The sequence below is a fragment of the Acinetobacter sp. CY05 genome (assembly GCF_059515805.1).
Window position 1 is genome coordinate 29,775 of record NZ_JCAKMW010000006.1, and the last position, 20,728, is coordinate 50,502.

The window sequence follows — 20,728 nt, forward strand, 5'->3', positions numbered from 1 at the left end:
ACAGAGTGGGTTTTTCAGCAGTCCATAAAAAATCCCCCGCATAAAGCGAGGGATTTTTTAATATTTTATAACTTAAACACGTTCAATAATGGTCGCGATGCCTTGACCGACACCGATACACATGGTTGCTAAACCAATTTGAGTATCTTGTTGTTCCATCACGTTGAGTAATGTAGTGGTAATACGTGCACCTGAACAACCCAGTGGATGACCAAGCGCAATCGCACCGCCATTTAAGTTTACGATGTCTTGCTTATCAAATAGATCTAAACCTTTAAGTACTGATAAACCTTGTGCAGCAAAGGCTTCATTCAGTTCTACAGTTTGAATATCGTTAATTGACAAGCCTGCACGTTTTAACGCTTTTTGCGTTGCAGGGACAGGGCCATAACCCATAGTCGCAGCATCACAACCTGCCACAGCCATAGAGCGAATTACGGCACGCGGTTTTAAACCTAAGGCTTGCGCGCGTTCTGCCGACATTAACAGCATTGCTGATGCACCATCCGATAATGCTGAAGACGTTGCCGCAGTGACATTACCTTTTGGATCAAATACAGGGCGTAAACCACGGAAAGTTTCAATGTTGGCGTCTGGACGAATCACTTCATCGATGTCACATAACACTTTGAAACCAGCGGCATTATGGCCTTCAATGGCAATAATTTCGTTTTTAAAACGACCTTCTTGCGTGGCAGCCCAAGCACGTTGATGCGAAGTCACACCAAACTGATCTTGTTCTTCACGCGTAATATTAAACTGACGACCTAAAAGTTCTGCAGTTAAGCCCATCATATTGGAAGCTTTAGCAAAATATTTAGATGACTCAGGGCTAATATCAATGCCATGACCCATAGGAATATGGCTCATATGCTCGACACCACCAATGATAAAAATATCACCTTGGTTGGTTGCGATTTGTGCTGCTGCCGTGTGGATGGCTTGCATAGAAGAACCACATAAACGGTTAACAGTTTGACCTGCTACAGTTTTTGGTAGTTCAGCCAATAATGCTGCATTACGGGCAATGTTAAAGCCTTGCTCTTGGGTCTGACCGACACAGCCCCAAATCACGTCTTCAATTTCGTTTACATCAAATTGGTTACGAGCAACTAGAGCACGAATCAGATCAGCTGATAAACGTTCTGCACGTACATTACGGAACATACCGTTTTTGGTTTTACCCATTGCTGAACGTACGCCATCAACGATGACAACGTCACGAGGATTTAAAGTAGCCATTCGTGTCGCTCCTTAACCGTAAAATTTCTTGTTATTAGCAGCCATGTCGCGCAGCATTTGTGGCGCTTCGTAGCCTTTACCTAAGTGTGCATATTTGTCACAAAGCGCGACGTATTCTGCAACACCTGTTTGGTCGATATAACGACATGGACCACCGCGGAATGCAGGGAAGCCTACACCCATAATCATGGCCATATCGGCTTCAGCAGGGGTTGCCACGATGTTATCTTCTAAGCAACGGACGGTTTCGTTGCAGAAGGTAATCATCATACGGTCAATAATTTCGTCGGCATCAAATTCGCGTTTTTCAGCAGTGACACTTGGGGCAATCACGTCATACGCTGTTGGGTCAACAGTTTTGGCTTTTTTGCCTTTTTTATCCAGTTCGTATTTGTAGAAACCAACGTCGTTCTTTTGACCTAAACGCTTGGCTTCATACATCAGTTCAATCGCGCCTTTAAAACCAAGTTGCATACGGTCAGGGAAGCCTTCTGCCATCACTTCTGCGCCATGTACGCCAGTATCAATTCCCACAACGTCCATGAGGTAAGCAGGACCCATCGGCCAACCAAAACCTGACATGACTTTGTCAATTTGTTGGAAGTCTGCACCGTCACGGATTAATTGATCAAATGCGCCAAAGTACGGGAACAACACACGGTTCACTAAGAAACCTGGGCAATCATTAACCACAATTGGGGTTTTACCCATTTTTTGTGCCAATACAACCGTGGTGGCAATGGCTTCTGGTGACGTTTTTTCACCACGAATCACTTCTACCAATGGCATCAGTGGCACTGGGTTAAAGAAGTGCATACCGACAAAGTTTTCAGGACGTTCTAAGCCTTCAGCCAAGCGTGTAATTGAAATGGTTGAGGTATTTGAAGCAATAATGGTATTTGGCCCAACTTTGCTTTCTGTTTCACGTAGCACGATGTCTTTGATTTTTGGATTTTCTGTGACCGCTTCAATCACAATGTCCACGTCTTTAAATTCGTAGTAGCCTAGAGTTGGACGGATACGCGCCAAAGTTTCGCCCATTTGTAGAGGCTTCATTTTTTTGCGTTCAACTTGTTTAGTGAGCAGTTTGGTCGCTTCATCCATACCCAAAGCCAGCTGCGCATTACCAATATCTTTCATGATAATTGGTGTGCCTTTACTGGCTGCTTGGAAAGCAATACCACCACCCATGATGCCAGCGCCAATCACGGCTGCTTGCTTAACTTCATGCGCGCCTTTTTCGTATTTCTTCGAAGTTTTCTTGACCACTTGGTCGTTTAAGAACAAACCAATCAGCGCTTCTGATTGTGGTGTAACCGCTGCTTGAGCAAAGGCTTTGGCTTCTTCAGCTAAGGCTTCATTACGGCTTAAGCTCGCGCCTTTTTCTAATGAATCAAGCAGGAGTTTTGGTGCAGGGTACTGTGCAGGTTTGGCTTTAGCAAACACTACGCCTTTGGCTGAGTTAAAGGCCATGATTTGTTCAATGGCGTTTAACTTCACCGGCTCTAATTTTTCTTGGCGTTTAGCTTTCCAGTCTAAACGACCTGCAATGGCTTGCTTGACTAAGTCAATTGCTGCATCTTGCAGTTGCTCATGCGCAACCACAGCATCGACAGCACCTTCTTTCAGTGCTGCTGGGCCACGACGTGGTGCTGAAGTCGTAATCCACTCGACCGCGTTATCGACACCAATCACACGGCTTAAACGCACCGTACCACCAAAGCCTGGGATTAAGCCCAGTTTTACTTCTGGTAGGCCGACTTGTGCTTTGTCTGACATGACACGATAGTCACATACCAGGCACATTTCAAAACCACCGCCTAAAGCTACACCATTAATAGCAGCTACTTTAGGAATATCTAAATCTTCAAATGCATTGAACGTGTTATGTAGTGCTAACACCCAGTCCACAATTGCATCTTCGCCTGCGGCAAAGGTGGTTCCAAATTCAGTGATATCAGCACCGACAATAAAAGTCGATTTACCTGAAGTCACAATCAGACCTTTAACACTGCTATCGGCTTTTACAGCGTCAATTGCAGCTTGAAAGTCATCAATGGTTACACGGTTAAATTTGTTAACCGACTCACCTTGTAAGTCAAAGCGGAATTCTGCAATTCCGTCCGTAAGCATTTGGACGGTAATGGCATTGCCAGCGTGGATCATGCCTGATCTCCTTTATTCTGGAGGACTTTTTAGGTTAATGTTGTGAAGTGTGTGCGTATATTCCTGCGCACATCAAACTTGCTTCATCTTACGATAACTTTGTGTCAAAAAAACATCACAAATGCTATCTAGCTGTGACGCGAGGGTCATCTATTTATCTAGAGTTTCACCTCAAGCTTATATAGGGATTTTGTAACGCTTGTTTTAAGACAAATTTGAAGCAGCTGTTTCTATTTAAGTTTTTGTCATAAGACATGCTTTAGATTTAAGCAAGAATGTTCAGATTTGCAAGCAATTTTATCTTAGCTTTTAGTCAATATGGTCAATCACTAAGTTACAGCAGAGTTTTGCGCTTTTATTTGGGCTTGCTAAATACATCAAGCCTATAGAATCAAAGTGGCTAGCATTTTGTGGCTTGCCTGCTTATGCTGCTTTTAATATTTAGCTAAGATGTTCACTCTATTTCTTAATGAAGATTCAATCTATGAAAAATATAATAAGCAAAACTTTAGTGATTGTTCCTGCGCTATTACTCAGTTCAATGAGCTTTGCAGATTGTGATAACAACTTAAATCAAACCGATTTAAATATATGTACCGCGCAAGAATATAAAAAAGCGGATCAAAAGCTAAATAAGCTGTATCAAGCCTATACAGCCAAACTGAGCAATGCTCAGCGTAAACAATTTACCGCCATCCAAAAATCTTGGGTGAATTACAAGGACAAAGACTGCCACTATGCTGCCCAAGATTATAAGGGGGGCTCAATTTATCCAAGTCTATTAAACAGCTGTTTAACCGAAAAAACTGAAGATCGTATTGATGATCTAGAAGATTATTTACAAGAACAAAATCGTTAATGTATGACAAAAGACCACGCTGTATGCGTGGTCTTTTGACTTAAGTTATTTGAAAATGACCATTTTGGTAATCAAGGTTTAATTGAAATACATCAGGATGTTGTAAAAAATATATAGCCAACACTGGTTCAAGTTCGGTACGGATTTTACGCCCCAAATGGCGTGCGCCATAACGAATGTCATGATCTTGATAAAAATGTGCTTTGGCGGCATCAGTTAAACGCACTTGGCGTTTTTGGTGCTGTAGACGTTGATTGAGTTTAGCCAGTTCAATCTCTACTAAACGCGGTAAGGCATCGTCTTGTACTGGTGCATAATGCAAAGTGCGATCAATACGGTTTAAAAATTCAGGATCAAACTTACGCTGCATGACTTTTTCAATAATGCTTCGTGTTGGAACACGTTTTAAACATAAGTCTTGCATTTTCTTGGGTAAGAAGTTGAGTTTATCGAGATATTGCTGCGCCGCCTGCGCACCGACATTACTGGTCATAAAGATCATGCAATTACGAAAATCTATGGTTTTTGTGCCAGCGGTTAAGGTCAGTTTGCCCGTGTCTAGCACGTTCATTAAGCCGCGCAGGACTTCAGTCGATGCTTTTTCTAGTTCATCAAACAGCATAATGCCAGGGCGAGTATGACTCCCTGCAATTGCTGTTTCGTCAAATAAGCTATGACCTTCTTTAGAGCCCACATAACCCGGAGGGGCACCAGTGAGTGCCGCAGCATAATGTTCTTGCGCTAGGGTATTCATATCAATACGACAAAAAGCATCTGGACGACCATAAATCGCCTCGGCAATTAAACGTACTGTTTCTGTCTTGCCTACACCTGTTGGCCCTAGCATGAGGGTCACTGCCAAAGGACGTTCAGGATTAGAAAAGTCAGCTTTCACCACATGCAGCATTTTTTCAATTTCGTTCAGCGCGGCATCTTGGCCAATAATACGTTCACGCAATTTTTGCATCACTTGAGCAGGTTCAAAGTGAAAACGTGGTTTACCAATCAAGCGGTCTTTTTCTGAAAGACTATGGGTGGATGTGGCTGGTTGAATAATATGCATGGCAGGTGAAGATTGCGTCATAACATGGTTTCCCTAAAGCAGGGTTTAAGCATAGCAAAAATGTGCTGCTAGACCCATGAATTTTACTGATCATACAAGTGGTTAAAATTGCTAAGCTACATTTATTGGCTTGAAAGTTGAGCTTGAATCATCACATTATGTCCATAGAGATTGCCAGTTATAGGTTTTACGTGAACGAAAATGCCCGTCCTCATATCGAAAAAATCTTAGCCAACATGACCACTTTACCGGGGGTGTATCGCATGCTGGGCAAAGAGGGCGAATTGTTATATGTGGGTAAGGCTAAAAATCTAAAAAATCGTGTCTCGAGTTATTTTGTTAAAACCATTGAGCATCCTAAAACTCAAGCGTTGGTGGCGCGAATTTATGATATTGAAACCTTGGTGGTGCGCTCAGAAACCGAAGCCTTATTGCTGGAGCAAAATTTAATTAAGCTGCATCGTCCGCCCTATAACATTATGCTGCGCGATGATAAATCTTATGTCTATATCTATGTTTCGGCTGATAAACCTTATCCACGTATTGCCAGTGGACGGGGAAAAGGCAAACATCAAGCAGGGAAATTCTTTGGTCCTTATCCAAGTGCTGCTAATGCCAAAGATACGCTGCTGGTTTTACAAAAATTATTTAATGTACGCCAATGTGAAAATAGCTACTTTGCCCAGCGTAAACGCCCATGTTTGCAATACCAAATTAAACGCTGTAGTGGACCCTGTGTCGGGTTAATTTCGCCTGAAGATTATCAGCAAGATGTCGCCAACTCGCTACGTTTTTTACAAGGCGATACCAAAGAGCTGAATCAAGAATTAATTGGTAAAATGGAGACGGCAGCGGAAAGCTTAGAATTTGAAAAAGCGGTGTTTTATCGTGATCGTTTGGCGCTGCTGCGTGATGTACAAGCCAATCAAGCTATTTATAAAATCAAAGGTGAAGCGGATATTTTAGCGATTGCCTATCAAGCTGGTGTGACCTGCGTGCAAATTATGCATGTGCGTAATGGCAAAATGTTGGGTGGCAAAAGCTATTTTCCAGATATGCAAGGCGATGATTCGGGGCAAATGCTGAATGATTTTATCGCTAATTTTTACTTTCAGGTCGCTGATGAAGTGCCGAGTGAATTGATTGTGAATGTGGAATTACCAGATCGCAAAGAACTAGAGCAAGGTTTAAGTCAGCAATTTGAGAAAAAAATTCAAATTAAACATAAAGTGCGTGAAACCCGTGCCGAATGGCAAGAATTAGCCGAAATGAATGTACAACATGCGATTAAAGTGCAACTGGCCAATCATTTAGAACTCAATGAGCGTTTTCACCAACTAGAACAGGTGGTGGAGCGTCCTATTGATCGGATTGAATGTTTTGATATCTCGCATACCATGGGTGAAGCGACCATTGCCTCTTGTGTGGTGTTTGATAGTGGTGGTATGCGTAAACGCGATTATCGTCAATTTAGTATTGAAGACATTACTGAAGGCGATGATTATGCTGCGATGCGTCAAGCACTCACACGACGTTATCGCAAACATCTATTGCCAGATTTACTTTTGATTGATGGGGGTAAAGGGCAACTGAGTATGGCCATGCAAGTGATGCAAGATTTAGGACTCACTGAACAGGCCTTTTTGGTGGGTGTATCCAAAGGTGAGGGGCGTAAACCGGGCTTAGAAACCTTACATTTCACCGATGGACGTAAAGTACAGTTGCCTGAAGACCATAAAGCCCTGCACCTCATTCAGCAGGTACGCGATGAAGCGCATCGTTTTGCCATTACCAAGCATCGTGCTAAGCGTGATAAACGCCGCAGTTCTTCGGTATTAGAAGCCATTCCCGGTTTAGGGCCAAAGCGGCGCCGTGATTTACTCACTCATTTTGGTGGGATTCAAGGGGTGCTTAAGGCATCGGAAAAAGATTTAAGTTTAGTGCCGGGTTTAGGTGCTGTGATGGCGCGCACAATTTATAAGGTGTTACACGAATAAACTCAAGTGACTCAACTAGGGCTATTGGTTACAGCTAGTGACACTGTGGGTCATTTCGTATAAAGTGGCGCTATTCACACGAAAAAACCAAAATCATTGGCTGGTTTGATTACAGCATGGGGAAGCGTTGGCGGTGTCTATGACAACAGGTCGTATCCTGAATATTCCTAATATCTTGACCTTAGCGCGTATCGCGTTAATACCCGTATTTTTGCTGGTTGCCTATTGGCCACCGGCGGTAGGGGTGGATGGTCACGACGGTAGCATGACGCGCCATATTGTGCTGACCGCAATTTTTGTTATTGCAGCAGTGACCGATTGGTTTGATGGCTATTTAGCGCGTACTTTAAACCAAACCTCAGCCTTTGGACGCTTCTTAGACCCTGTGGCAGACAAGCTCATGGTCGCAGCTGCCTTAATTGTGTTGGTGCAATGGCAGCCGACGATTTCAATGGCATTTGCGGCAATTGTGATTATTTCGCGTGAAATTACCGTCTCGGCTTTACGTGAATGGATGGCGGAATTGGGCGCGCGTACCAGCGTTGCTGTGTCTGCGGTGGGGAAATATAAAACCGCCTTTCAAATGATTGCGATTTCAGTCTTTTTACTCAATTGGCCGCCGCTTGAAACCTTAGCGTATTTACTGCTGTATACAGCGGTGATTTTAACGCTGTGGTCGATGTTTATTTACTTAAAAGCAGCATGGCCATACTTAAAACAGCCGTAAAATAAAAGCTCCTCGCTGAGGGGCTTTTTTGATGAGCTACAAAAATTATTTACCTTATGATGGTATTGTTGAAGATTATGGGCTGATTTTTAGCGCCCAAGAGGCTGCCGATTGGTTTAACTATTTACAGCATCAATTGCCATGGCAAGCCGATGAAGTGCGCATTTATGGCAAGCATCATGTCTTAAAACGCTTAGTGGTGTGGTATGGCGATGCAGGGCAGAACTATCAATATTCAGGGATCGAGCGTATTGCGCTGCCATGGTCTGATGCAATGTTGCAACTCAAACACTATATTGAACAGCTGACCCAAAGCCAATTTAATTCCTGTTTAGCCAATTTTTATCCCTCAGGTAATGAAGGTATGGGTTGGCATAGCGATGATGATATGTCGCTCGAGCCAGAAACTACAATTGCATCTTTAAGTCTGGGCGCCAGTCGTAAATTTTATTTAAGCCATAAACATAGCCAAGAAAAAGTGAGCTTGGATTTAGCAAGCGGACAATTAATTGTCATGCGTGGTCAAACCCAGCAGCATTGGCAACATCAAATTCCTAAAATGCTGCGTGTGCGTGAGCCACGCATTAACCTGACTTTTCGGCAATTTTTGCTTTAGCTATGGGTTTCTTCTTCGCTATCATCTTCAAAGGTTTTGGCAATTTTTTCAATGTTTAAGCTTTTGGCCATGGCATCAAAAATTTCTTTATACACGCCATCTTGGTGATAGAGTGCCTCATGTTCACCGTGTTCGGCAATCCGACCTTCTTGCATCACATAGGTATAATCAGCATCAATAATTTGCGATAAACTATGGGAAATAATCACCACGGTGCGGCCTTGTTTAATTTCATCCAAACTTTGCTTAATTTGTTCACTGGCAATGGCATCTAAACTTGCGGTTGGTTCATCTAAAAAAATAATCGGTGGATTTTTTAAAAACATGCGCGCAATGGCAATCCGCTGTTGCTGTCCGCCAGAAAGCATCAAGGCATCACTGTGATAGCCCTCAGGTAATTGTAAAATTTGGCTATGAATTGAGGCTTTTTCTGCTGCCAAATAGACCTCTTCTTCTGTGGCATTCATTTTGCCGTAACGGATATTGTCAAAAATAGAGCCTTGGAAAATATGATTTTTTTGTAGCACCAAACCAATTTGATCACGCAGATATTGGGTGTCTATATGGTTTAAGTCTACGCCATCTAAAGTAATACTGCCGTCTTTAGGTATATAAAATTTATCCAGTAAACTAATTGAAGTTGATTTGCCTGCGCCAGATAAACCCACCAAAGCGGTAATTTTGTTGGGTTGAATGCTCATACAAATGTCTTTTAGTGCATGATGACCATTAGGGTAAAAGAAATTGACATTCTTTAGTTGAAATTCACCGCGAATGACGGGTTTTTGTGCACCACTGGCTTCAATTTCATCATCCGCTTCTAAAATTTTAAAGAAGCTTTCTGAATAAATCATGGCGTCATTGACTTCATCATAAATACGATGCAAGGAACGAATTGGGGCAGAAACATTATTAAAGAGCAACACATGATACATAATCATGCCAATACTCATTTTCCCATCCAATACAAAATAAGCAGTTAAAATAATGATCAGCACAATGCCAATTTGCTCAATAAAGGTTTTTAACCCATCAAAGATAAAACTGGTTTGCCGGGTCTGCATTTGGTTTTGGGTCAGCTCACGCTGTAAGCTTAATTGTTTATCAGATTCAATTTTTTCCCGATTAAAGGATTTAATCACGGTAATAGAGTTAATAATACTTAAAATGCCTTGGCTTTTTTTCTCGCGTCCATCGCGTAAATTTCGCCGCCAACCGCCCAGTTTTTGCGCTTGGCGGTAGGTCAGCCAAAAGTAAAGCGGCACAATCGCAGTGGCGACCAAACCCACATAGATATTGGCATAGTACATTAAGCCTAAAGCCACAATGGCACTGGTAAATAAGGGTAAAATATCAATAAAAAAGATTTGCACTAAACGGGTCAGTGAGCCAATACCACGGTCAATACGGGTTTGTAGTTTACCTGCTTGGTTATTATCTTGATTAAAAAAGCTCAGTTGATAGGTGAGAAATTTCTCAATAATGCCTTGGGCTAAATCTTGTGAGACAAAGATTCTGAGTTTCTCGCCATAAAATTTTTGCCCAAATTGTACAAAGGCATTGATGATTTCTTTACTAAGTAAAATCACCGAGATCGTGATTAAAATATGCCAACCGGCATCTAGACCTAAACCTTGTTCAAGCAAGGTATTAATTTGATCGACAGCATATTGTAAGGTCAAGGCATTAACCTGAGCGGTAAACGCAGCAATAAAGGTTAATGCTAAAGTGGCAAAAACTAATAACTTATAGGGCTGTACAAAAGGACGTAATTTTTGAAACAGTTGCCATAAATTCATAACGACAGCTTTATTGTTGTAAAGTCATTTTAGTGTAGCGAGATCTGATGCTTAAACTGTGGAAAAATTGTCAAAAAAAAGCCCATGTTGAACATGGGCGGAGTATAAAACCTTAGGCCTTGCCTTGCTCAAGTGCCAGAAATTTCTTTTCAATTAAAGCTGCATTCTCTTGTAAAATCTCAATAAGTTTCTGTAAATTTACAAATTCAAAACGATTTTTAGACGCAAGTAAGGTTAAAGCCAAAGGTGGCTCTTTAGTTGAGAATTTAACTGGTACCGAAAGACCGGCAATATGGGGATCGAGCTCACCATTTGAAAAGTAATAGCCCTGTTTTTTAATTTTTTTCATTAAGCTTAAAAATTCTTCTTCACTATGGGCAAAGTTAACTTCGGCCAGTTGAGCAGAAAAGCGTTGGTAATAGTCTAAAATTTGCTGTTTAGGCAAATGTGAAATAATCGCTTTAGGCGAAGAGCCTACATAGACAGGACGTGGGCAACCTCGTCCATAAGACAATAAGCTCATGTTTTTAAATACTTCATCATGTAGATCAATACATGAGTCGTAGTTTAGATGCGTCAGTAAACATGAAAACTCGGTGCGCTCCACAATATCTTTAATAAACGGAATGCTAATTTGCACTAAAGGGTCAGTGGTTCTAGAAATATAATCCAGCACAGCAATTTTAGAGCCTAAGGTGTAATCGCCTGAAGTACCGCTTAAGCGCTGTAATAATTCGGCAGAAACCAATTCTTTTAAATAGCGGTAGCTAGTGGGTTTAGATAGGCCAAGCTCTGCACTGATAATATCGACATTAATCACCGGTCGGGACACCGAAAAAAGATCTAAAACAGTCAGAATTTTACCAAAACTAGAAAGCGCCATAATTACCTGCGTACTCAAAAAAGGGTTTAATCAATAGTAATTCTCGATTACTTTACAACAAAAACGCCAAGCCGCGGCAAAGCTTTTACTTGGCTTTAGTAAAATGACTGACATTTATAAATAAATTTAAGAAAAGCATGTAATTTTAGAGACTTATGATGCTGAAGTTTTATTTTGATTCTTTGTATAAGAGATTAAGAGCTGAAAAAACTTAGATTTGGGAGAGATTAGGTCTGTCATTCACTCATGCTGTTTAAATCGACAATAAAAAAGCACCTCATCGGTGCTTATTGTGATTTAAGGTTTTAGACCTTGAGGGTCGCGGTACCAACTTTCGATAAACAAAGCCGCAGCGATACTATCCGCGGCAATATTTTTACCACGACCATTGGCTTGATAAGATACAAGTTCATCGCGTGCTTCACGGGTGGTTAAGCGTTCATCGACCATCAACGTTTCAATATTGGTTTGATGACGTAAGCGACGTGCAAACTTACGTGCGCGTGCAGAAAGTTCAGATTCTGTGTCATCCATATTTAAAGGCAAACCCACCAAAAATAGGCTAGGTTGATATTGTTGCACGATCTTCAGTAAGTTGTCCCATTGAGGAATCCCATCGCGCATGGGAAACAAGGCGAGGGGATGACTACTTTGAATGAGTGATTGCCCAACGGCCATGCCCATTTTTTGTGTACCAAAGTCAAAAGCCATAATCATATGGGGCTGATTTAAATCAGGCATGTCCAATCTCAGAAGATAACCAAGTGCGGTCGAGGCCTAGTTTTTTATAGGCTGCATCCCAGCGCTCGGCATAAGGTAAGTTAAAAATTAAATCCATATCAGCATCACAGACTAACCATTCACCGCGGGCCAGTTCTTGTTCAAGCTGATTTTTATCCCAACTGGCATAGCCAAGTGCAATTTGATAATTGCCTACACCTTGATTATGGGCAATCGCATCTAAAATGTCTTTAGAGGTCGTAATACACACATTTTCACCGACCGCGACTGAAGAATGCCAAGTGGGCTGTCCTGTGTGTAGGACAAAGCCCGCCTCAGGGCGCAATGGACCCCCTTGTAAAACTTCGTGTGGGTTCACATGGTCAGCAGTGATTTCAAGGTCATGTAATAACTCTTTCACCTGAATACCAGATGGGCGGTTAATGATAATGCCTTGGGCACCGTCTGCGTCATGCCGAGCCAGATAAATGACGGTATTTGCAAAAAAGTCATCCGCTAAATCCGGTGGGGCAATAAGGCAACGGTGCGTCAAATATTGTTTATTTGGCAATGCGGCAATTCTCCTTTTTTGCGTAAATCTCTCTATCCAAGTTACTAGAGTCAGACCAATAAACCAATGTCTTTTTGTGTATTTACATTACAACTGTTGGAATTTGAGCTGACGTAACTGTTTGGCATGTTGTAAGGTGGTTTGATTAATTTCAATGCCACCTGTCATACGGGCTAATTCTAAAATACGTGCTTCTTCATCCAACTCAAAAATGGTACTGCTGGCTGGGTCAGTCTGTTGTTTTTGCACCAATAAGTGCTGATCAGACTGAGCTGCGACCTGCGCTTGATGGGTAATACATAAAATCTGCACATGTTGTGCCAAGTCAGCCAATAGGCGTCCAACAATTTCCGCAGTACCCCCACTGATACCCACATCAATTTCATCAAAGACTAAAATCTCGGCATCGGTTTTCTCAGCATTCATGACTTGCATCACTAAAGCAATACGCGATAACTCACCGCCCGACGCGACTTTGGCCAAAGGTTGTGCTGGCATGCCTTTATTGGCAGTAAACAGCAATTGGATCAGGCTTAAGCCTTCAGCATTTGGCTGCTGTAAAGCTTCAAATTTAAACTCAAAATGCGCCTCAGGCAGCGCCAGTTGTTTGACATGTTCGGTCAGTTTAAGCGCCAAAGGCCCTGCTGCATCACGGCGTAATTGATCTAGGGCTTGGGCGTGTTGCATAAACGCTTGTTCAGCAATCAGCACTTGCTCTGCTAAGGTTTCAGGGTCTTCGAGCTGCTGTAATTGTTCAAGTTCAGTTTGCCAGGCCTCATATTCTTGTTTGAGTTGTTCTGGTTGGCTGCGGTATTTACGCGACAAACGATGGAAGACTTCCATTTGAGTATTTAACTCTTCCATACGCTCAGGATCAAAACTTTGACGATCAATAAACTGACGAATGCTGCTGGTGGCATCATCGAGTTCACTTTGTGCATTGAGCAAAGCATTGTAAATATTGCCAAGTTGTTCACTACGTCCGGCATGATCTTCTAAGCGGCGAATAATACTAGAGAGTTCTTGATTAAGATTTTGTTCAGCATCATCTAAAGCGGTGAGGGCATAACCGCAATCTTGCATAATACTTTCATGATGACTTAAGCGATCAAACTCTTGCTCAATCTCTTGATAGTCGAGTTGTACGATGTCCTCGAGTTCTTCAAGCTGTAACTCAAGAGTGGCGAGGCGCTGTTGGCGGCTTGCTTGTGCATCAAGGGCAGCTTGATGCTGACGAATGGTATTTTGCCAAATTTGATACGCATCGCGTACAGTTTGTGCAGGTTGTTGGAGTTGGCTATAACGATCTAACCAATGTTTAGGATAGGGCTGTTCTAGCAATTGTTGCTGACTATGCTGACTGTACAATTGGACCAATAAACGGCCCAATTCTTTGAGCTCAGTTAAACTACTTGGTCGGCCGTTGATCCAAGCTTTCGAGCGACCAGTGGCAAAAATCACTCGGCGTAAATGGATTTCGCCTGAATCATCATCTAGCTCTTGTTGTTTTAGCCACTTGGCTTCGGGGCTATGCTCTTTATAGCTAAATACCGCGGTGACATCGGCCTTATCGCAGCCAAAGCGTACATAATTGGTATCAGTACGTTCGCCTAAACAGGCAGATAAAGCATCTAATAATAAGGATTTACCAGCACCGGTTTCACCTGTTAACACATTAAAACCACTGTTAACGTCAAGGGCAAGGCGTTCAGCTAAAGCAAAATTGATCAGAGTTAAATGTGTCAGCATAAACCCATCCAGGCTGCAAAAAAATGAATTAAAAATCGTCAGCTTTTTTTTGTCATCGCCAGACTTTTATTCTAAGATGACGTAAAACATAACAATTCTATATTAAATTAAATATGAAAATACAATTAAGTTTTTCCAGTTCGCCTTATAAAACATTAAAACAACAACCTGAAGCAATACCGGCTGGCAGTGTGCCCACAATCCCAGATCAAAGCGCCTTAAAACAACGACTCGATACATTGAGTATTGCTTTTCGTAATGCAATTGCGCTTTCAGATTATGTTGCTGCACATCAAGCTGTGACTGAGGTTTTAGCCTTAATGCCCAATCATCCTACTGCAAAGATGGATTTAGCTTTTACTGAGCTACGTTTAGCGCGCTATTCAGAGGCGTATCAACATTATTTAGACGTATTGCAACTGCAACCCAATGAGCAAATTTACCATGTTTATGATGGCTTAGTAGAAGTTTGCTTGGCCTTAAATTTAACCCAAGAGCGACAAAAATATGGTGCTTTAGCGTTGTTACATAAACAACGCCAAGTGGAAAAAAATCATATTTTGACTTTTCCTCAACAGCGCCCTGAGTTTGATCCGAGTCAAGCCGAAGCAAATATTATTAGTTTTGCTTTAAATAGTGCAGACCCACGTTATTGTGAAAGTGCCATTTTAAATGTGCGTTATGCGCGAGATATTTTCCCTGAATGGACTTGCCGCTTTTATATCAATGATGCTGTGCCAATCGACGTGCAGTTACGTTTAAAAATTGCTGGGGCAGAGCTTAAAAAAGTCCCTCAGCATCAACAACATTATCCGGTTGAGTTTTGGCGTTTTTGGGTTATGGGTGATCCACAGGTTAAATTCTTTTTAATTCGTGATGTGAATACGTTGCTATCACGCCGTGAACGTGCTGCGGTCAACGATTGGTTGGATAGTGAATATTGGTTCCATCATATGCGAGACTATGCAACGCATACCGAACTTTTACTGAGTGCTTATTTAGGCGGTTGTTTTGGACCGTTTAAACATATTGAAAGCATTTTGCAGCAATATTGGCAATTGCATCAGCAAACACAAAAAAAGGACCAAGAATGGTACTTTTTAAGACAAATGTGGCCCACTATTTCACGTAGTTTACTGACTCACGATTCCCAAGGCTATAGCAGTGACGGTATCGCATTTCCGGATTACGTGGCCAAAAATGATTATGAAAAAGCCAACTATTTTTACGTTGGTGCAGATTTAGCAACTCCTGTGGTGGAAGTCAAAGTACACGAACCAGATGCACAACAGGTACGTTGGCATTTAGTGGATGAGCAGCATAATACGGTCTGTGCTTATGATGCCAAGGTAGATACAGGCAAGATCCGCATGAATTTACCGCGTGCTTATGCCGAACATTTAACGACAGGGCAGTGGAAAATATGCCTGCAAGCGTATTGATCAATTGATTAGTTGTTGGCGCAGATTTAAACTACAGCGATTGGAAGATTACAACATACTATTTGTGGAGAAAAAGCATGTCGACGCAGTTTGATCATGTATCTGTGGTAAAAAAATCAAATGTTTACTTTGGCGGTTTATGTATCAGTCACACGGTACAATTTGCTGATGGAACAAAAAAAACCCTAGGCGTGATTCTGCCAACGTCGCAAGCATTAACGTTTGAGACGCATGCTCCAGAACGTATGGAAATTATTTCTGGTGAATGTCGTGTGCAAATTGCTGACAGCACTGAAAGTGAATTGTTCCGCGCTGGTCAATCTTTCTATGTGCCAGGTAACAGCCGTTTTAAAATTGAAACAGATGAAGCACTAGATTACGTCTGTCACTTCGAAGGCTAATCCAAGCAATTTTACAGTGAATCAGTTAAACTGTAGCAATCGAAATCCTGTAAGGTGTACTTTGCAGGATTTTTTGTTTTTGGCATTGTCACAGTTAAATTTTGAGGTCGTTCATGGCTAAATTAGAATATTTTTATGGCGTTCACTCTGTGGAGTCATTGTTAGAGCTTGAGCCTGAGCGCGTTTTGAATCTATTTACCTTAAAAGGTCGTGATGATCAGCGCTTAAAAAATATTTTGGCTCTTGCAGAACCCTTTGGCATTAGCGTACAGCAAGCCAGCCGCGATAAATTAGAAAAAATGGCAGGCCAACCCTTCCATCAAGGCGTAGTGGCAGCGGTACGTCCACATCCAACCTTAAATGAACAAGATTTAGAAGATTTACTTAAACAAAATCCCAAGGCCTTGTTATTAGCTTTAGATCAAGTCACTGATCCGCATAACTTAGGTGCCTGTATTCGTACCGCAGCAGCGATGGGTGCAGAAGCAGTGATTGTACCGCGTGATCGTTCGGCAAGTTTAACGCCTACCGCACGCAAAATTGCTGCCGGTGGTGCCGAAAAAGTTAAATTTATTCAGGTCACTAACTTAGCGCGTACCCTTGGCAATATTAAAGATGAGTTTAATGTGCAAGTGGTCGGCACCATGCTAGATGAAAAAGCCTTACCTATCCAAGAGTTTGATTTTACGGGTACAGGGATTTGTATTGTGATGGGCGCAGAAGATACGGGTTTACGTCCAATTACCCAAAGTCAATGCGACCAAACTGTTTACATTCCAATGGCGGGTAATTTACAAAGCTTAAATGTAAGTGTGGCAACGGGTATGGCGCTATACGAAGCATGCCGTCAACGTAACGGACAATAGGCATGTCACCCAGATACCAAGGTTATTTATTTGTTCTGATTACCATGTGTATCTGGGGCGGCTTTACCCTGACAGCCCGCCTCAGTGCCAATTGGCATATTAGTGCTTGGGATATTACCGCGCTGCGTTTTGCCTTGGCATTTTTAATCTTAATGCCGATTCTAATCTACAAAAAAGACACTGCTTTTTTATGGAGTAAAAAGGCATTTAGCTTGGCAATGATTGGCGGTTTAGGATACTGCTTGATTTGTTATCAAGCCTTTCATTACGTACCTGCCGCGCATGCTGCGATTTTTTTAAATGGTTGTATTCCGCTGTGTACTGCACTTATGGCATGGCTATTGTATAAAGCACCATTTGATAAAAACACATGGATCAGCGTGGTGATTATGCTGCTGGCGATTGGCGGGATGAGTTACCTCATGTACCAAGAAAGCGGAATTGCTTTTGGCTTGGGTGATTTACTGTTTTTTATCAGCGCATTGCTGTGGGGCACATTTAGTGTGTTGCTACGTCAATGGAAGCTCTCTGCTTGGCATTCAATGGCCAGTGTTGCGATTTGGTCAGCTCTGGTTTACATCCCAATTTATCTGCTATTTTTGCCTAAAAATTTAAGTGAACCTGAGCCAATACATTTGCTGCTACAAACTATTTTTCATGGCATCTTTGTGGTGATTATTGCGACTTTAACTTATGTTGAAGCCATTAAACGTTTAGGGGCATTTAAAGCGGGCAGTATTGTGACCCTCGCGCCTTTTATGGCGGCTATCTTGGCAGTTCCGCTGCTCAATGAGCCTTTAAGTATGGCGATTATTTGCGGTTTAGTGGGGATGGCGATTGGTGCTTTGCAACCATGGCGTTGGCTGGGGCGTAAAGATCCTCTAGCCGCTAAATTGGCAGAAAAAAAGCAGTCTTAAGACTGCTTTTTTATTGTTCGCTTAAGGCTAAATAGTGTAAATGCAGCGGTCTTAATTGTGCATATAAATGCTCAAGCTCGCCATCATTGAGCACAATATCATCTGCCAACGCTTGTTTTTGCTCACGCGACATTTGGGCGGCAATAATACTTTGGATTTGTTCTAAACTTTGTCCATCACGTTGTGAAGCGCGCTCAATTTGTAACTCGACACTCGCATCAATCAATAGTGTACGTGAGGTGAGTTGGTTTTGCTGACTTTCAAATAAGAGTGGCGAGACCAAAATCACATAGGGGCTAGTGGCTTGTTCAAGCTGTTGAATAATCGATTGGCGAATCGCAGGGTGGGTAATTTGATTTAAGGTCTGCCGAGCATCTTGATGGCTAAAGACATGCTGACGTAAGGCACGACGATTAAGTTCGCCATTGTCGAGTAATACCCAGTCACCAAAACTTTGCACCAATTGTTGTAGTACAGGTGAACCTGCTTCGACCACTTCTCGTGCCACAATATCAGCATCAACTACAGTGATGCCTTGTTGTTCAAACCATGCACTGGCTGCAGATTTTCCGCTGCCAATACCACCTGTTAAACCCACAATCAACCGCATCTCGTTTTCCTTAACCTAGGTAAATTTGCATGATTTTCTCGCCCCATAAAAAGGCAATCCAACCCGCAATTGCAATATAGGGACCAAAGGCAAAAGCCTGATTCTCTTGGCGGATTTTTAGTAAAATAATGCCAATAATCGCGCCTACCACAGATGAAAGTAGCACAATCAAAGGCAGCATTAAAGGGCCCATCCATGCGCCTAAAGCAGCCAATAACTTAAAGTCACCGTAGCCCATGCCTTCTTTGCCTGTCACCAATTTAAATAGGTAATACACGATCCATAAGCATAGAAAACCAATCACATAACCCCAAATGGCTTGGGTAGGGGTGATATACAAGGCATAACTATTGACGATTAAACCTAAGGCTGCCAGTGGGAGTGTGTAGCGATCAGGAAGTAATTGGGTATCAAAATCAATAAAGGTCAAAGCAATCAGCACATAAGTCAGCACTAAACCAAACAGCATTTGCACTGTAGGGCCCAATACTGCCACCACAGTTAGCGCACAGGCTGCGGTTAGCAATTCAATCAGCGGGTAACGCATGCTAATGGGATTTTGGCAAGTGCTACATTTGCCGCGTAACACTAACCAACTTACGACTGGAATATTTTGATACCAGCGAATAGGGGTCTTACATTGAGGACAGCTCGAGGCAGGTTGGCTTAATGTTAACTTGCTGTCATCAATGATGGGGTGTTCAGGATGAATCAGCATTTGGCATTCATTGTGCCATTCTTGCTGCATCATTTTTGGGGTGCGATAAATCACCACATTTAAAAAACTGCCAATACACAGACTAAATAGTCCAACCACGATATACAGCGCAGTTGGGTTGTTGCTTAGAAAATACACAATGTCTTGCATTAGACCACAGAGCCCATTTGGAAGATTGGCAGGTACATGGCAATGACTAAACCACCCACTAACACACCTAAAATTGCCATAATTAATGGCTCCATCATAGAGGTTAAGCCATCCACTGCGTTATCGACTTCGTTTTCATAGTGCGTTGCGACTTTATCCAGCATGGCATCTAAAGCACCTGATTCTTCACCAATCGCCACCATTTGAATCGCCATAGAAGGGAATTTGTTGGTTGCGCGCATGGCAAACTGTAATTGTTGACCAGTTGAAACATCATCACGAATTTTGAGTACGGCTTCTTCATACACCACATTATTGGTAGCGCCAGCAGTTGATTCCAATGCATCAATTAACGGTACACCCGCGGCAAAGGTGGTGGCTAAGGTGCGGCTGTATCGCGCAATAATGGCTTTATAGATTAAGTCACCAAAAATTGGCAACTTGAGCGCAGCTTTATCTAAGCCATCACGGAATTTTTTACTGCGTTTTTTCGCTTCTAAAATCAGAGCAATCGCAATGGCAATACCAATAATAAGAATAAACCAGTAGCTTTGCATCCAGTTTGACATATTCACCACCATTTGCGTAAAGGCAGGTAAATCGGCACCAAAGGAGCTAAACAGGTCTTGGAATACAGGTACCACTTTGACCATCAAGATAATGGTAACAATCACCGCCACTACAATCACGGTGGCTGGATATTTCATGGCTTTTTTGATTTTTTGCTTGAGTAGCTCACTCTTTTCTTTATAGACCGCCACACGGTCGAGCATGGTTTCTAAAGCACCAGATTGCTCACCCGATTCCACCAGTGAACAGAATAACTTGTCAAAATGCTGCGGATATTTACGTAGCGCGCCAGCAAAGGTATTACCACCTTCAACTTCGCCTTTAATCCCCAGTACTACTTCACGCATGGCAGGGTTGTCTAAACCTTCTGCCACAATTTCAAAGCTTTGTACCAAAGGCACACCGGCTTTCATCATCGTTGCAAGTTGACGGGTAAAGATGGTGATATCTAAGGTCGTAACCCGTTTTTTGGTAAAAGCTTCAAGAATATTTTTTTTCTTTTCTCGAATGGTCTTAATGGTAATCCCTTGCTTACGGAGGGTGACTTTAGCCAAAGCCATATTCCGTGCTGGAATTTCCCCCTTAATTTTTATCCCCTTACGATCAACACCATCGTAGATGAAAGTTGGCATCATCTGTGCTTTTTTGACAGCCATGCAAGT

The 20,728-nt window shown here is 42.2% G+C and carries 19 protein-coding genes; 8 read left to right on the top strand and 11 right to left on the bottom strand.

Annotation, left to right across the window (positions count from 1 at the left end):
* Positions 1–72: 72 nt before the first annotated feature.
* Together fadA and fadB are read right to left on the bottom strand one after the other, a co-directional pair.
* On the bottom strand, positions 73–1,242 hold the full coding sequence (fadA, locus tag AC5YCD_RS07120) for an acetyl-CoA C-acyltransferase FadA (protein ID WP_496129374.1): 1,170 nt from the start codon (positions 1,240–1,242) through the stop codon (positions 73–75).
* Positions 1,243–1,254: 12 nt separating this feature from the next.
* Positions 1,255–3,408, bottom strand: a complete 2,154-nt coding sequence (gene fadB, locus AC5YCD_RS07125) for a fatty acid oxidation complex subunit alpha FadB (RefSeq protein WP_496129375.1) — start codon at positions 3,406–3,408, stop codon at positions 1,255–1,257.
* Positions 3,409–3,892: 484 nt separating this feature from the next.
* Between fadB and AC5YCD_RS07130 the strand changes: the two genes are divergently transcribed.
* A complete protein-coding gene (locus tag AC5YCD_RS07130; protein WP_496129376.1) occupies positions 3,893–4,267 on the top strand; it encodes a lysozyme inhibitor LprI family protein in 375 nt (124 codons plus the stop codon).
* 40 nt (positions 4,268–4,307) lie between these two features.
* Here AC5YCD_RS07130 and AC5YCD_RS07135 read toward each other — a convergent pair whose 3' ends face one another.
* Positions 4,308–5,351: an AAA family ATPase gene (locus AC5YCD_RS07135; RefSeq protein WP_496129377.1), complete on the bottom strand. Its 1,044-nt coding sequence runs from the start codon at positions 5,349–5,351 to the stop codon at positions 4,308–4,310.
* A 170-nt stretch (positions 5,352–5,521) separates the two neighbouring features.
* Here AC5YCD_RS07135 and uvrC point away from each other — a divergent pair, with 170 nt between their 5' ends.
* The 3 genes from uvrC (at position 5,522) to AC5YCD_RS07150 (ending at position 8,670) form a co-directional block, all read left to right on the top strand.
* Positions 5,522–7,327 (top strand): excinuclease ABC subunit UvrC, encoded by a 1,806-nt coding sequence (uvrC, locus tag AC5YCD_RS07140; RefSeq protein WP_496129378.1) that lies wholly within the window; start codon positions 5,522–5,524, stop codon positions 7,325–7,327.
* Between the two features lie 139 nt (positions 7,328–7,466).
* Positions 7,467–8,054, top strand: coding sequence for a CDP-diacylglycerol--glycerol-3-phosphate 3-phosphatidyltransferase (pgsA, locus tag AC5YCD_RS07145; protein ID WP_122898948.1), 588 nt, complete (start codon positions 7,467–7,469; stop codon positions 8,052–8,054).
* Between the two features lie 31 nt (positions 8,055–8,085).
* Positions 8,086–8,670: an alpha-ketoglutarate-dependent dioxygenase AlkB family protein gene (locus AC5YCD_RS07150; RefSeq protein WP_496129379.1), complete on the top strand. Its 585-nt coding sequence runs from the start codon at positions 8,086–8,088 to the stop codon at positions 8,668–8,670.
* Here AC5YCD_RS07150 and AC5YCD_RS07155 read toward each other — a convergent pair.
* The 5 genes from AC5YCD_RS07155 to recN all read right to left on the bottom strand — a co-directional run bounded on the left by AC5YCD_RS07155 (position 8,667) and on the right by recN (position 14,392).
* On the bottom strand, positions 8,667–10,469 hold the full coding sequence (locus tag AC5YCD_RS07155; RefSeq protein WP_496129380.1) for an ABC transporter ATP-binding protein: 1,803 nt from the start codon (positions 10,467–10,469) through the stop codon (positions 8,667–8,669). The two genes, AC5YCD_RS07150 and AC5YCD_RS07155, sit on opposite strands and share 4 nt — an antisense overlap.
* 112 nt (positions 10,470–10,581) lie before the next feature.
* Positions 10,582–11,352 (bottom strand): IclR family transcriptional regulator, encoded by a 771-nt coding sequence (locus AC5YCD_RS07160; protein WP_496129381.1) that lies wholly within the window; start codon positions 11,350–11,352, stop codon positions 10,582–10,584.
* A gap of 297 nt (positions 11,353–11,649) precedes the next feature.
* On the bottom strand, positions 11,650–12,093 hold the full coding sequence (gene ruvX / locus AC5YCD_RS07165; protein ID WP_496129382.1) for a Holliday junction resolvase RuvX: 444 nt from the start codon (positions 12,091–12,093) through the stop codon (positions 11,650–11,652).
* Positions 12,086–12,643 (bottom strand): YqgE/AlgH family protein, encoded by a 558-nt coding sequence (locus tag AC5YCD_RS07170; RefSeq protein WP_496129383.1) that lies wholly within the window; start codon positions 12,641–12,643, stop codon positions 12,086–12,088. Before AC5YCD_RS07170 ends, ruvX begins: the two co-directional genes overlap by 8 nt.
* Positions 12,644–12,730: 87 nt before the next feature.
* Complete coding sequence (recN, locus tag AC5YCD_RS07175; RefSeq protein WP_496129384.1) at positions 12,731–14,392, bottom strand: DNA repair protein RecN; 1,662 nt, start codon at positions 14,390–14,392, stop codon at positions 12,731–12,733.
* 113 nt (positions 14,393–14,505) lie between these two features.
* On the opposite strand from recN, the gene AC5YCD_RS07180 reads away from it, so the two are divergent.
* The 4 genes from AC5YCD_RS07180 to AC5YCD_RS07195 all read left to right on the top strand — a co-directional run bounded on the left by AC5YCD_RS07180 (position 14,506) and on the right by AC5YCD_RS07195 (position 18,018).
* A complete protein-coding gene (locus tag AC5YCD_RS07180) occupies positions 14,506–15,834 on the top strand; it encodes a tetratricopeptide repeat protein (RefSeq protein WP_496129385.1) in 1,329 nt (442 codons plus the stop codon).
* 77 nt (positions 15,835–15,911) lie between these two features.
* Positions 15,912–16,235, top strand: a complete 324-nt coding sequence (gene ppnP / locus AC5YCD_RS07185) for a pyrimidine/purine nucleoside phosphorylase (protein ID WP_496129386.1) — start codon at positions 15,912–15,914, stop codon at positions 16,233–16,235.
* A 113-nt stretch (positions 16,236–16,348) separates the two neighbouring features.
* Positions 16,349–17,101, top strand: coding sequence for a 23S rRNA (guanosine(2251)-2'-O)-methyltransferase RlmB (gene rlmB / locus AC5YCD_RS07190; RefSeq protein WP_496129387.1), 753 nt, complete (start codon positions 16,349–16,351; stop codon positions 17,099–17,101).
* Positions 17,102–17,103: 2 nt separating this feature from the next.
* Positions 17,104–18,018 (top strand): DMT family transporter, encoded by a 915-nt coding sequence (locus AC5YCD_RS07195; RefSeq protein ID WP_496129388.1) that lies wholly within the window; start codon positions 17,104–17,106, stop codon positions 18,016–18,018.
* A gap of 10 nt (positions 18,019–18,028) precedes the next feature.
* On the opposite strand, the gene coaE is transcribed toward AC5YCD_RS07195, so the two are convergent.
* From coaE to AC5YCD_RS07210, 3 genes are read right to left on the bottom strand one after another with little or no spacing between them, the layout of a single operon-like run.
* Positions 18,029–18,628, bottom strand: a complete 600-nt coding sequence (coaE, locus tag AC5YCD_RS07200; RefSeq protein ID WP_496129389.1) for a dephospho-CoA kinase — start codon at positions 18,626–18,628, stop codon at positions 18,029–18,031.
* A 10-nt stretch (positions 18,629–18,638) separates the two neighbouring features.
* Positions 18,639–19,496 (bottom strand): prepilin peptidase, encoded by an 858-nt coding sequence (locus AC5YCD_RS07205; RefSeq protein WP_496129390.1) that lies wholly within the window; start codon positions 19,494–19,496, stop codon positions 18,639–18,641.
* Positions 19,496–20,722 (bottom strand): type II secretion system F family protein, encoded by a 1,227-nt coding sequence (locus AC5YCD_RS07210; RefSeq protein ID WP_496129391.1) that lies wholly within the window; start codon positions 20,720–20,722, stop codon positions 19,496–19,498. Before AC5YCD_RS07210 ends, AC5YCD_RS07205 begins: the two co-directional genes overlap by 1 nt.
* Positions 20,723–20,728: the final 6 nt, after the last annotated feature.